This window comes from Gemmatimonadota bacterium (genome assembly GCA_040388535.1).
Classification (GTDB): Bacteria; Gemmatimonadota; Gemmatimonadetes; order Gemmatimonadales; family GWC2-71-9; genus Palsa-1233.
Genome location: JAZKBR010000002.1, coordinates 370,689 through 383,144 on the forward strand (window position 1 = coordinate 370,689; position 12,456 = coordinate 383,144).

Genomic DNA, 12,456 nt, shown 5'->3' on the forward strand with positions numbered 1-12,456 from the left:
GTTACGATGAAATGCCTGACCCTCGCCGCGATCCTTGCCACTCTGGGAGCGGCCCGCTCTGCCGCGCAGGTCGTTGTCCGTGACACCACCGTCGCAACCGGCGACTCGCTCGTGGTCCATTTCCCCGATGCAACGCGCTACCTCGTCGAAGTTGACCAACCGCTGACCACCTTCTCGGCACATGCCATCGCGCGGGCGGGCGACCCGGTCCTGTCGACGCGAGCGGTCGCCTGGGAGCCCGGATCCTCAGCGCAGTACGAGGTGTATCCGCGGTGGGCGGGCGACTACCTGATCCGCTTCACGCGAAGCACCGCTGGAACGACGGTGCACTTCCGCATCACGCGGGTCCCCGCGACGCCAATTGTCAGCAAGCCCCGGTCGCGATATCGGTTGGGGTTTGTCGTGGCCGCTGGTATGCAGCGTGCACAATATCTTGAAAGTGCGGAGTGTGACGCGTGCACCGATCCAGACCCCGCACACTTACGCCCCGACGAGTTCTACCGGTGGGGTCGGGAATTCGAGATTCAGGTGGTCCTGGGATCCGCCGGCCCTTGGAGTCTCGGCATTGGCGCAACGCAGACCCATCGGACCAACCGGCCGTACGGTTATTCCACAACCATCTTCCTTGAGCCGAAGTGGATGCCGCTGGCCCTTTCTCCATTCGGGGTCACCACCGAGGCCGGTCTCGCTCTCCGCGTGGGGCTCATCAGCGCGAGAAATCTGCCCACCAATCCGATCATCACATCCCCCGGGCTCCTCCTCCGGCAGCACCTTGATCACCGCCGTGGAACCGAAGGGTGGACCCTCTCGGCCGGCGCCTACTTGAACGTTGTCTGGATCCATAAGCAGGGTGACGACCTCTTCGGGCCCCTGCCCCAGGTCGGTACCCAGGTCGACCCACGCTTCACCATCCAGCTCGGCTTCGCGCCCTGAGATGAGTCGACACCACGGCTGACACGTCCTTGACGTTGCGCCCTCCCGATTCCGGTCGGGCCGGGCAACGATTCAGCATGACCCGTTTCCTCGCGATCGCTGCCTGGGCCCTCCTCGCCTGCTCCTCCGGGCCCGTGCAGGTCTCACCCCCACCCCCACCGCCCCCGCCACCGCCCACTGGCGCGGTACGGCTCCTCTTCATCGGCAATTCCCTCACCTATGCCTACAACATCCCCGGGCTGGTGAAGCAGATGAGTACGGCGGCGGGGCTGATCGAACCGTACACCGTCTCGGCGACCTATCCCGACTACGCCCTCGAGGATCACTGGGTCAGCGGCACCGCACGCTCCGATATCACCCAGCGGTTCGATCGCGTCATCATGCAGCAGGGGCCATCGACGCTGCCAGAGAGCGGCGTCGCGCTGACACAATGGACGAGTACCTGGTCGGATGAAGCGCGGAAATATGGCGCGCGCCCGGGGCTGTACGTGGTATGGCCGCCGCGAGGCGGCGACCTTGCTGCGGGCATTGCAAATCACGAAGCGGCTGCTGCTGCCGCCAACGCAGCGCTCTATCCCGTCGCGCATGCCTGGCGTGAGGCCTGGAGTGTTGATCCCGCGATGCCGCTGTATGGCCCCGATCAGTTCCACCCGAGTCAGCATGGCTCCTGGCTTGCGGCGCTGATCATCACGGCGATGGTGCACGATCGACCAGTGGGCGATTTTCCAAATCTCTTTCCGGCGCAGATCACCGCGACACAGGAGCGCGTACTTCGCGCTGCGGCCACCAAGGCAATCGCCCTCTACGGCAGGCGCTAGACCGATCCGGCTGTCAGCACCATACGCGCAGCATCGAGCGCATCGCGAGTCCCGACCAGCACCAGCGTATCATCAATTTCCAGACGCTCCGTCTTGCTTGGCGCCGGAATTCCCAACCCGCCACGCGTGATCGCCAGCACCGTGGCACCCGTGCGCGCACGCAGTCCGAGCTCCGCCAGACTCCGCCCCACACCGAAGTGCCCTTCCTCGACGCGAAACGGTGTCGGCATCCCGATCCCCGGCAGCATATGAGTGGCCGTCGCGAATCGATCGGCACTTCCCTCGAGCGTCGGCACCTGCATTTCGATGGTGTGATGTTCTGGCGGCAGCGTCGAGCGCACCGCATCAATCAGCAACTCGCTTCCCGCCCGGACGTGGCCATCGAGATTGCGCGCACTGCGCCACGCCGCGATGCCGAGGAATGACAGCACCAGGCCGAGGACGGCGGCACCACGAAATGGTGGCAGAAACGGTTCGGTCACCAGCAGGATCGGCAAACCGGTGAGCAGCAGGACGGCAATCTCGATTGCCACCACCAGGGCGCCACGCGGCGCGGCGGCACGATCCATCCCTTCGGCGCGGGGCAACGCCGACATCGCGAGCACTCCCGACAACCGCCGGCCCGTCCGCACAATGCCGAGCACGAACGGCGCCGCGAGCAGCAGGGCCGCAGCACCGATCGCGATCCCGCCGGCACGTGCACTCAAGCCGAACCGGGCACCAGTCCAGGCGACGAGCTGAGGGGCCATCACCGAGCCGGCGATGATGATCACCGACACCAGCGCGGCATCGAGCAGGAGCCAGCGCACCAGCATTCCAATCTCCTGGCCGGTGGAATGCTGCCGGGCCGACTTCCGGATATCGTCGATCCAGGTGCCGTAGAGCGTCGCGAACGTCTGCAGCGGCTTGGGCAGGTTCCGGTCGACGAACAGCACCACGCGCGCCGAGGCGCTCACCAGCGACGGCGTCGAGAGCGTCGTGATCGCCGAGACCGCGACCGCCACCGGATAGAGGAACGGGCGCACCGCCCCCGTTGCAAGCCCGAGTGAGGCGATGATGAACGAGAACTCGCCGATCTGTGCCATGCTCAGTCCGGCCTGCACAGATGTGCTGGTGCCCTGACCGGCGAGGAACGATCCCAGCGACACCGACACCACCTTGCCGATGATCACCACCAGCGTGAGCACCAGCACCGCGACCCAGTGCTCCATCACCAGCTTGGGGTCAAGCAGCATCCCCACGGCCACGAAGAACACGGCTGCGAAGATATCGCGCACCGGCTGCACCATCTTCGCAACCGCTTCACCCTTGCCCGACTCACTGATCATCGACCCGGCGATGAAAGCCCCGAGCGCCACCGAGTAGCCGAGTCGCTGGGCGAGCAAGGCGAACGCAAACGCGAGCCCGATACTCGCGACCAGCGTCGTCTCCGGTCGCATCTTCTTCACCAGCTTCCGCATCCCGCGCGGGATCAGCACCAGCCCGACGGTGACCCACCCGAGCAGCAGCGTCACCAGACGCGCGAGTGTGCCGAGCAGCGGCGTGGATTCCCCGCCGGCACCAGTACCGAGTGTCGCCAGGCCGGCGAGGAAGATCACCGCGAAGAGATCCTCGACGATCAGCACGCCGAAGACGAGATCACGCAGCCGACGTCCGACACCGCGCTCCTCGAACGTCTTCGCGATGATGGTGGTGCTCGATATGGCGGTGATCGCCCCGGTGAAGAGCGCCTCGCGTCCGCTCCAGCCCAGCAGGCGCGCGGCCCCGATGCCGAGCCAGGCCATCAGCGTGACATCGATGATCGCCGTGATTGCAACCGGCCCGCCCACCCGCAGCAGGCGCCGGATCGAGAACTCGAGTCCGATGCCGAAGAGCAGCAGGATCACACCGAGTTCCGCAAGCGTCTCGATCGTTGCATGATCGGCGGAGAGCGGCACCGCGACGTGGGGGCCGATGATCAGCCCGGCCAGCAGATAACCGAGGATCACCGGCTGCTTCAGCCACTGACAGACAATCGTGGTAAATGCGGCCGTGCAGAGCACCACCGCGAAGGTGGTCAGGAAGGTCGGCGCGCCCTCGCTCATCGCCTATTCCCCGCCCGGTGGTGTCGTGGCGGTCGGTGCGCCCACCGCTATCGGGCGCCAGGCAATCGCTTCCCAGGCCGCATCGAGCGTCGCGGCGGCGTGCGGGTGGGCCGCAGTCCATTCCCGACTCGCCACCTTCTCCGCCGCGAACGACACCAGCGTGAGCCAGACCGCCGTCCAGAGTTCGACGACGCCCGCACGCACGCTTCCTTCCTGCTTGCCGTGCGCAATAAGGTGCTCGAGGCCCTGCCGCAGTTCGGCCGCTGCCATTCGCGAAGCCTCATCGAGCTCCTGCGGATGCCGCCACGTCAGCAGCAACCGCACCCGTGCAGGATCCCGCTCGGCCTGCTCGAGCCATGATCGGCCAATCTTCGCGAGCCGCTCGCCGAGGGCCGGCCCTTTGCCAAGCGCGGCGTCGCGCACCACGGCCGCACCCCAGCGCTGGGTGTCCTGGTAGGCAGCATTCAGCAGCGCCTGCTTGCTGGGGAAGTGCCGGTAGATCGTCCCTTCGGCCACCCCGGCACGCTTGGCCAGGATCGGCGTCGTGGTCGCGTGGTATCCGGCGGTCGTGAACAGCTCCCGGGCGGCCTCAAGCAGGCGATCTCGGGTGGTCAGGGCAACGTCGGCCATCAATCCTCGCGGACGGGTGGGGTCGCCCCCAAGGGCGGATTATCTTCGGGCCTGCGGTACTTCCGACCCGAGATAGAGGAACTCCATGAAGATGCTCGTACTCGGCGCTGGCCTGCAGGGCTGCGCCTGTGCCTTCGATCTGCTGCGCGACCCCGAAGTGACCCAGGTCACCATCGCCGATCTCCAGCCCGAACGGATGGCCCGCTTCCTCTCCCGGCTCGAGGATCCACGCCTCCACCCACTCACGCTCGATGTGACCGATCACGCGGCCGTCCTGAGCGCGATGAAGGGGCACGACGCGGTGATGAGCGCCATCCCATACTACTTCAATGGGCCGATGGCGGCACTCGCAGTCCAGGCCGGCTGCCATTTCGCCGACCTGGGTGGCAACACCGAAATCGTGATGGAACAGAAGAAGCTGGAGGCCGAGGCGCACGCCAAGGGGCTCTCGATCATGCCGGACTGCGGCCTCGCGCCGGGTATGGTCAACATCCTCGCTGCCGAAGGAATTCGACGACTCGACAAGACCGACCGGGTCCGGATCTACGTGGGCGGCCTGCCGCAGCATCCTGAGCCCCCGCTGAACTACCAGATCGTCTACTCCCTCGAGGGTGCGCTCGACTACTACACCACGCCGTCGTGGGTGCTTCGGAACGGCAAGCCGACCACGGTCGAAGCGCTCACCGAACTCGAGCCGGTGGAGTTCGCTCAGCCGGTCGGAACGCTGGAGGCCTTTCACACCGCGGGCGGCCTCTCGACGATGGCCTTCACCTTCGAAGGGAAAGTCCGGGAGATGGAGTACAAGACCCTCCGCTATCCCGGCCACGCTGCGCTGATGAAGGCGATCCGCGAACTCGGCCTCCTTGACCTCACGCCGGTGAATGTGAAGGGGAAGGAAGTGGTGCCGCGCGACGCCTTCATCGCCTCAGTAAGCCCCAAGCTCACCAAGCCCGAAGGCCGTGATCTCGTGGCACTCCGTGTGATCGCGAGCGGTACCAAGGATGGCGCCCCGAAGACCACCACCTTCGATCTCGTCGATCGCTTCGACGAAGTGCACCACGTCTCGGCGATGATGCGCACCACCGGCTACTCGCTCTCGCTCACTGGTCTCACCCAGGCCCGTCGCCAGGTGGTCCGCTTCGGTGTCACGACGCCCGATGAAGGGATGCCGTTTGATCGATACGTCGCGGGATTGAAGGAGCGAGGGATTCTCATCCGCGAGAGCTAGGCGTCGGATGATGGATGACGGATGACAGATGACAGTTAAGGGAGGGGCCGGTACCTCGAATGAGATGCCGGCCCTTCTTCTTATTCGTCATCCGTCATCTGTCATCAGTCATCTGTCATCCTGTTGTTCTACCAGCTCCACCCACTGCTGACATACCACCTCGTCACCCCGGCCCCGCGCGCGGCCGTAATGGTGAGCTGCGCGGAGCGGAGCACGCGGATGGCGATACCGCCGCCGGCGCCGATGGTCCAGTCATCAAGCGATCTTGCCTTGGGAATGTCCTTCCAGGGCGTTCCCGGCAACGGATCGTCCACCGTGGGCCGGTCCCGATACGGCGCCATGCCATCGACGAACACGACGGCGGTAATCGCTCCGAGTTCGCCGACGTTCAACAGGTCGTGACGAATCTCCGCTCCCGCCAGGTACCCTCCACGTCCGCTCACCTGGCCGATACCGAGCCCGCGATGCGACGTCGGTCCGCCGAAGGTCGTGACCGGCGATTCCCATGCCGGCATTTCATTCATGATGCCGATGGCGTCAGTTTCGGAGACGCCCATCGCAGCAACGCGCGCCGTGAGTCGTGTCCCGCGGCGTGGTGAGTACCAGCCACGCGCCATGCCGTAGACACCATGATATCCCTGCTCGCCACCGCCGCTGCCCGCGAAGAACCCTGCTTCGAAGAGAGCGCCCTGGCGCGTGTCAAACTCGCGATCACGCAGGTCGACTACGAACGCCGCGCGGGCGTTGACATCAGTCTGCGAGGTACTGAGTTCGGTCGTCGATGCGCACAACATCTCCGGCGGGCATCCGGGTGAGGAGAAGGTTGTCCGTGGGTAGCGGTAGTACAAGTTGACGTCGCCGGACACTCGTTGATGATCTACACCACCACGCACTGCGAACTGCAGCGGCCCCTTGAGTCTGCGCGTCACATCGACCCAGCCGACCGAGCGCGTGCGCGAGAGGGAGCCACCGGGAACCCCGAAATTCGGCTGCTTCCCCGTTTCGACACTCGCCGCCAACCGCCAGCCATCACGCAGCTTCGGCATATCCACGCGTCCGCGCAGCAGCCAGGCATCCTTGGTGGAGTAGCCGCCTTCGAGTGCAATTGCATCCCGCAACGACACCCGATCGTCGTAGTTGGCCTGACGGAAGAAGAGGACGCGCCCGATCCCCATCAACCCGTCATTGGGCGAGACCGTGACATACGGGAAGTACGAGGTGCGCCACGGCACGTCCGGTGCGGACGCCGGCGTGGACGTGGAATCCTGGGCCGCGAGAGCGCTCGCGAGCAGCGTCAGGGAGAGCGCCGCGCGAAGCACTTTCATGACGTGAACATCGTCGCGCAATCTTCAAGGCGCGCGCCCTTCTCGTCGCACACGGCGAACTTCGATTCGGTAAGTGCCGCCGCACCGTACTGACCCTTCTTGTTCACGGCGTAGAACTGGAGCTGGAACTTCGGCCGCCCGTTCGCCTCGATCAGCCGCTTCGGGGCGACCATCATCACGCGCTTGAGAGTCGCGAGCGCCGCATCCTTCGGCGCCATCCCCTGCCGCATATGCTCCACCGTCAGGAAGCCACCGCAGACCATGATGTTCAACTCGCCGAGCCCGGTCGATCCGGCCGCACCGACGTCATTGTCGGTGTACTGGCCGGCGCCAATGATCGGCGAATCACCTACTCGCCCCGGGATCTTCCAGGAGAGTCCGCTCGTGGTGGTACACGATGAGATGTCACCATTCGGCGCCACCACATCCATGTTGATGGTGCCGGTGGTGTAGGCCATCTTCACGGTCGACGCCTGGTCGGCCCAGTTGTCGTCGGAGCCGCGATTGGCACGCCAGTGCAACCACGCCTCGCGTGACGCCGGCGTGAGCAGATCCTCGATCGGATAACCGTACGACGTCGCGAAGCGCTGCGCGTCCTTCCCGACCAGCATGATGTGGTTGGTGTACTTGAGAATGAGCCGGGCGATCTCGCTCGGCGTCTTGATCCCCTCGAGCGCACCGACCGACCCCGCGCGCCGGGTCGGGCCGTGCATGCAGGAGGCGTCGAGCTGCACCACTCCCTCCTCATTCGGGAGACCGCCGTAGCCCACCGACTGGTCGTTCGGGTCGAGCTCCTGGATCTTGACCCCCTCCACCGCCGCATCGAGCGTATCAGCCCCCTTCATCACCAGCTCCACCGCCCGGGCGACCCCCCGCAGGCCGTTCGCGCTGGCGACGGCAACCGGGGCCGCAAAGGAACGCCGGAGCACCCTTGGCGCCGTGGCAGCCGTGAGCTGCCCTGGCACCAGTGAGGCGCCGGCCACAGCGGCGCTGGCCGCGCCAAGAAAGGAACGCCGGGAAACGGTGGAGTCGGACACGACCTGCTCCATGGGTTGGTGAAGCCCGAATTATACGCATTTCGGGATGACAGGCGCCCCGCGAGAGGACAGATTAGGGTCCCATGTCCACATCCCGACGGAACCGCCTCGACCCTGCGATCTTCAATCTCCCTGTCGAGAAGATGCGCGCGGGTTACTACTCCGATAAGTACTTCGTCCGGGCCCGCGACATCCTCCGTCAGGACGGACACGCTCCCCAGGTCACTGTCCAGGTCTTCAGCAAGGCCGATGCACTCCTGGGCGGCATCGACGAAGCCATCGCGATCCTCAAGCTCTGCAGCGACCACTACCCCTCCCTCGTCGTCCGCGCGCTCCACGACGGCGATACCATCGCTCCCTGGGAGGTCGTGCTCGAAATCGAAGGGCCCTACGATCACTTCGCCCACCTTGAGACGCTGTACCTCGGCGTGCTGGCACGGCGCACTCGGGTCGGTACCAACACCCGACGCGTCGTGGACGCCGCCCGGCCCAAGGACATCATGTTCTTCCCCGCCCGCCACGATCACTGGCTGGTGCAGACCGGCGATGGCTATGCCGCGCACATTGCCGGCGCCATCGGTGTCTCGACCGATGCGCAGGCTTCGTGGTGGGGGAGTGAAGGCGTCGGCACCGTGCCCCACGGCCTGATCGCGGCCTACGGCGGCGACACGGTGAAGGCGGCGCAGAAATTCCTCGCCCATATGCCCGTCGACATCCGCCTGGTCACGCTGGTCGATTTCGAGAATGATTGCGTCCGCACCTCGCTCGAGCTCGCCGACACGCTCGGTCCTGCGCTCTACGGTGTCCGGATCGACACCAGCGAGATGATGGTCGATCGCTCGGTGATCCCCGAGATGGGATCCTTCAAGCCCACCGGTGTCAATCCGCAACTGGTACACAATGTCCGCAATGCGCTCGACCGCGCCGGACATCAGCACGTGCGTATCGTCGTCTCGGGTGGCTTCACCGTCGAGAAGATTCGCGAATTCGAATCGCTCGGCGTCCCGGTCGACGCGTACGGCGTCGGTTCATCGCTCTTTCAGGGACGCTTCGACTTTACCGCCGACATCGTCCGGCTCGACGGCCGGCCCTGCGCCAAGGTTGGTCGAGAGTATCGTCCCAACCCGCGACTGGAGATCGTCGCATGACCACGATCTGCTGGGATGTCGACACCCAGGTCGATTTTGTGCATCACGACGGCTTGCTCGCGGTCCCCGATGCCGAAACCATCATTCCGAACCTGCGCGCGCTGACCCACTGGGCCCGCAGCAACAACCTACGCATCGTGGCCACCGCCGACGACCACGATATCGGGCACGCCGAAATCACCGACGCCCCAGACTGGACCACGACCTTCCCGCCGCACTGCATGCGCGGCACACCGGGACAGCTCAAGATCGAGGCAACCCGCTTGCACGACCCGCTCGTGATTCAGCCGGTGCCGCTCGATGCCGCAGCAGTCACCGCGTCGGTGCAGGCACACCGCAGCGAGCTGCTGATCAACAAGCCGGGCACCGATGTCTTTCGCTGGAATCCCAATGCCGCCACCGTGCTCGCAGCGCTGGCACCAGCGCGCGTGGTGGTCTACGGTGTCGCCACCGATTTCTGTGTCCGCGCCGCCGTGGCCGGGCTCGCGCAGCATGCTCCGCAGGCCGAGCTGGTGATTGTGCGCGATGCAGTCCGGGCCATCAACGCTGGTGCGAGTGCCGACCTCTTCGCCGCGTGGAGCGCCGCCGGCCATCGCATCGTGTCGACGCGCGAGATGATCGGATGACGCTTTCGGGGCGCTACTTCATTCCGGGACCGGTGGAGGTGGCGCCTGAGGTGATGCAGGCGATGCTGCGACCAATGATCGCCCACCGCAGCAGCGAAGGGCAGGCACTCGTCGCCGCCCTGCAGCCCGGCCTGCGCGCGCTCTTCCGCACGGAGCGACCGGTGATCCTTTCGACCGGATCGGCGACGTCGCTGATGGAAGCCGCGATTCGCAGCGGCGTGCGTGACCGTCTCCTCGCCGTGGTCAATGGCACCTTCGGCGAACGCTTTGCGTTCACCGCGGAGCAATGCGGCAAGGAAGTCGTCCGGCTTCACGTCCCGCGCGGCGCCGTGCTTGAGCCCGAGTTGCTCAGCCGCATGCTCGATGGCCCCCCAGTCGACGCCGTCTCGATCGTGCATTGCGAGACCTCGACCGGCGCACTGACGCCGATCGAACTGCTGCTGCCGATCCTGCAACGAAATCCCGAGATCATCACCATCGTCGATGCGGTCACATCCGTCGGAGGGTCACCGGTCGAAACCGATCTGTGGCGACCCGACTTCATTCTCGCCGGCTCGCAGAAGGCGATGGGACTCCCGCCGGGGTTGGCATTCGCGGTGGCGAGCGAACGCTTTCTCGCCCGTGCCGCAGAACTCGACGACCGCGGCTTCTATCTCGACGTGGTCGCCTTGCACCGCGCGGCCCTCGAGTCGCGCTTCCCGCAGACACCAGCGCTTCCCGTCGTCTTCGCCCTCGCAGCACAGCTCGAGCGCATCAGCGCCGAAGGGCTCGAGGCGCGCTGGAGCCGCCATCGTGCAATGCGCGAGCGAGTGGAATCCTGGGTCGCGAGCCACGGCAAATGCACCTTCTTTGCACCCGCCGGTCGTCGAGCCGATACCATCTCTGCACTGCGACTCACCCCCGGGCGCTCCGCCCGTGCCATCGCCGCTGAACTCGCGGCCGGCGGGTGGCAAGTCGCCTTCGGCCTCGACGAAGAGGAAGATCAGCTCATCCGCATCGGCCATATGGGCGACCTCCTTCCTGCCCAGCTCGACCCGCTCTTCGACGCGCTCGAACCGAGGCTCTGACCATGGACAGTTCGCGGCTGGGTGAACTTCTCGGATTCGCGGCGCGCAACTTCGTCCGCGGCCTCGCGATCACGGCGCCGGTCGCCTTCACCATCTACATCGCCTACCGCGCCATCGCCGGCGTCGATGGCTGGCTCGGCCTGACCATTCCCGGCGCCGGACTGCTGATCGTCGTCGCCAGCGTCACGATCATCGGAGCGCTCGCGACCAACGTCGTCACCAAGGCCGCCCTCGCCACGCTTGACCAGATCCTTGAGCGTCTCCCCTTCGTCCGCCTGCTGTACACTGCGGCCAAGGATCTGATGCACGCCTTCGTCGGCGAGAAGCGTCGCTTCACCAGGGCCGTACGGGTCCAACCCGACCCGGGCATCGACGTCTGGTCGCTCGGGTTCATCACCGCTGACGATATGACGCGCCTCGGCCTCCCTGGGTACGTCGCAGTCTATCTGCCGTTCTCATATGCGTTTACGGGACGACTCATCCTGCTACCTGCAGAACGCGTCATCCCGGTTGATGGCGATAGTGGCGACATGATGGCCTTCATCGTCTCCGGTGGTGTTGCGGGGAGGGATCGGGCGCCCCGGCCTTAACGCCCGGCTCCCCCGTCCGTCACTCAAGGCGTACGGGGGATCACTCCCCGCAGATATCTCCTAATCACAGGCAGGATCCGATGCTTCGCACCAGACTCGCCGCCACAGGACTCCTCGTGCTCGCCGCCGCGTGCGGCAGCAATCCGACCGACTCCTCAACGCTCACCGCCTCGATTAGCCAGGATGCCGCAACTCTCGCCGCCGACGGCACGGCCGAGGACGTCGACGTCATGACCGGGATGGATGGCGGAATCGGCTATCTCACGACCTCGCCGCTTTCGAGCGGAGCGTCGCTCTGGACGCCGCCGACCGGTCGCCCAGGTCTCACGGGCTGCAACTTCGCCGCCGGCCGCTTCGGCTGCCCGCCCGAGAATCGCAACGGACTCACGGTGAACCGCACCGTGACTCTGCTCGACGCCCTCGGCGCAACGCAGACGGCCTATGATGAGCTCACCACCGCCTCGATCCATCTCGTCGCCTCTGTCGCCGGTGACGTGACTCACGGCCCGTGGACCGCCACTGTGACGCGGAATCGCGACTTCACCATCACTGGCCTCGCCGGCACCGAGACGAGCCGCACCGTCAACGGCACCGGCACCGAGAACATCTCGCGCTCGCGTCTCACCGAAGGCGGCGACACCCGTTCGTACACGGTCGCCGGCACCAGCGCCCTCGTGAACGTGGTCTACCCGGTTCGCACCCCGGGCGTCGACCCGTGGCCGCTCTCGGGCACGGTGACCCGTACCATGGTGATGACGCGCACCTCCGGCCCCAATGCCGGCGAATCGGTTACCCGCACCGTGGTGATCACCTTCAATGGCACCGCGACACCAACCGCGACGGTGAACGGCCTCGCCTTCACCCTCGATCTGGCGGCACGGCACGGCGAGCGGCACCCGGAACGCGACTGAGCACGCCCGCTTCACCGCTTCCCCTGCACGGGCAGGCTCTCCGGAGCCTGCCCGTCCGT

General features: G+C 65.9%; 12 protein-coding genes. 8 read left to right on the forward strand and 4 right to left on the reverse strand.

Annotated features, from left to right (window positions below; genetic code table 11):
- The first annotated feature begins 6 nt into the window (after positions 1-6).
- The gene (locus tag V4558_05150; protein ID MES2304869.1) at positions 7-933 is read left to right on the forward strand and encodes a hypothetical protein; all 927 of its coding nucleotides are present in this window, start codon (positions 7-9) and stop codon (positions 931-933) included.
- 77 nt (positions 934-1,010) lie between these two features.
- Entirely contained in the window at positions 1,011-1,751 is a 741-nt protein-coding gene (locus tag V4558_05155) for a hypothetical protein (protein MES2304870.1), read from the forward strand.
- Here V4558_05155 and V4558_05160 read toward each other — a convergent pair.
- Together V4558_05160 and V4558_05165 are read right to left on the reverse strand one after the other, a co-directional pair.
- Positions 1,748-3,835, reverse strand: a complete 2,088-nt coding sequence (locus V4558_05160) for a cation:proton antiporter (GenBank protein ID MES2304871.1) — start codon at positions 3,833-3,835, stop codon at positions 1,748-1,750. The two genes, V4558_05155 and V4558_05160, sit on opposite strands and share 4 nt — an antisense overlap.
- Before the next feature lie 3 nt (positions 3,836-3,838).
- Positions 3,839-4,465 carry a TetR/AcrR family transcriptional regulator gene (locus V4558_05165; protein MES2304872.1) on the reverse strand — a complete coding sequence of 209 codons (627 nt, stop codon included), beginning with the start codon at positions 4,463-4,465 and terminating at the stop codon, positions 3,839-3,841.
- Between the two features lie 85 nt (positions 4,466-4,550).
- Between V4558_05165 and V4558_05170 the strand changes: the two genes are divergently transcribed.
- Positions 4,551-5,693, forward strand: a complete 1,143-nt coding sequence (locus tag V4558_05170) for a saccharopine dehydrogenase C-terminal domain-containing protein (protein MES2304873.1) — start codon at positions 4,551-4,553, stop codon at positions 5,691-5,693.
- A 128-nt stretch (positions 5,694-5,821) separates the two neighbouring features.
- Here the strand turns inward: V4558_05170 and V4558_05175 are convergent, their stop codons facing one another.
- Both V4558_05175 and V4558_05180 read right to left on the reverse strand, forming a co-directional pair.
- Positions 5,822-7,018: a hypothetical protein gene (locus tag V4558_05175; GenBank protein ID MES2304874.1), complete on the reverse strand. Its 1,197-nt coding sequence runs from the start codon at positions 7,016-7,018 to the stop codon at positions 5,822-5,824.
- Positions 7,015-8,055: a N(4)-(beta-N-acetylglucosaminyl)-L-asparaginase gene (locus V4558_05180; protein MES2304875.1), complete on the reverse strand. Its 1,041-nt coding sequence runs from the start codon at positions 8,053-8,055 to the stop codon at positions 7,015-7,017. Before V4558_05180 ends, V4558_05175 begins: the two co-directional genes overlap by 4 nt.
- A gap of 83 nt (positions 8,056-8,138) precedes the next feature.
- Here V4558_05180 and V4558_05185 point away from each other — a divergent pair, with 83 nt between their 5' ends.
- The 5 genes from V4558_05185 (at position 8,139) to V4558_05205 (ending at position 12,397) form a co-directional block, all read left to right on the forward strand.
- Positions 8,139-9,203 (forward strand): quinolinate phosphoribosyl transferase, encoded by a 1,065-nt coding sequence (locus V4558_05185; GenBank protein MES2304876.1) that lies wholly within the window; start codon positions 8,139-8,141, stop codon positions 9,201-9,203.
- Entirely contained in the window at positions 9,200-9,829 is a 630-nt protein-coding gene (locus V4558_05190) for an isochorismatase family protein (protein ID MES2304877.1), read from the forward strand. The genes V4558_05185 and V4558_05190 overlap by 4 nt, the downstream gene beginning before the upstream one ends.
- Positions 9,826-10,896, forward strand: a complete 1,071-nt coding sequence (locus tag V4558_05195) for an aminotransferase class V-fold PLP-dependent enzyme (GenBank protein ID MES2304878.1) — start codon at positions 9,826-9,828, stop codon at positions 10,894-10,896. The genes V4558_05190 and V4558_05195 overlap by 4 nt, the downstream gene beginning before the upstream one ends.
- Before the next feature lie 2 nt (positions 10,897-10,898).
- Complete coding sequence (locus V4558_05200; protein MES2304879.1) at positions 10,899-11,486, forward strand: DUF502 domain-containing protein; 588 nt, start codon at positions 10,899-10,901, stop codon at positions 11,484-11,486.
- Between the two features lie 80 nt (positions 11,487-11,566).
- Positions 11,567-12,397, forward strand: coding sequence for a hypothetical protein (locus tag V4558_05205; protein ID MES2304880.1), 831 nt, complete (start codon positions 11,567-11,569; stop codon positions 12,395-12,397).
- The last annotated feature ends 59 nt before the right edge of the window (positions 12,398-12,456 follow it).

Coding starts and splice junctions, on each gene's coding strand:
- V4558_05150 (MES2304869.1), top strand. CDS start 7: ATGAAATGCCTGACCCTCGCCGCGATCCTTGCCACTCTGGGAGCGGCC.
- V4558_05155 (MES2304870.1), top strand. CDS start 1,011: ATGACCCGTTTCCTCGCGATCGCTGCCTGGGCCCTCCTCGCCTGCTCC.
- V4558_05160 (MES2304871.1), bottom strand. CDS start 3,835: ATGAGCGAGGGCGCGCCGACCTTCCTGACCACCTTCGCGGTGGTGCTC.
- V4558_05165 (MES2304872.1), bottom strand. CDS start 4,465: ATGGCCGACGTTGCCCTGACCACCCGAGATCGCCTGCTTGAGGCCGCC.
- V4558_05170 (MES2304873.1), top strand. CDS start 4,551: ATGAAGATGCTCGTACTCGGCGCTGGCCTGCAGGGCTGCGCCTGTGCC.
- V4558_05175 (MES2304874.1), bottom strand. CDS start 7,018: ATGAAAGTGCTTCGCGCGGCGCTCTCCCTGACGCTGCTCGCGAGCGCT.
- V4558_05185 (MES2304876.1), top strand. CDS start 8,139: ATGTCCACATCCCGACGGAACCGCCTCGACCCTGCGATCTTCAATCTC.
- V4558_05190 (MES2304877.1), top strand. CDS start 9,200: ATGACCACGATCTGCTGGGATGTCGACACCCAGGTCGATTTTGTGCAT.
- V4558_05195 (MES2304878.1), top strand. CDS start 9,826: ATGACGCTTTCGGGGCGCTACTTCATTCCGGGACCGGTGGAGGTGGCG.
- V4558_05200 (MES2304879.1), top strand. CDS start 10,899: ATGGACAGTTCGCGGCTGGGTGAACTTCTCGGATTCGCGGCGCGCAAC.
- V4558_05205 (MES2304880.1), top strand. CDS start 11,567: ATGCTTCGCACCAGACTCGCCGCCACAGGACTCCTCGTGCTCGCCGCC.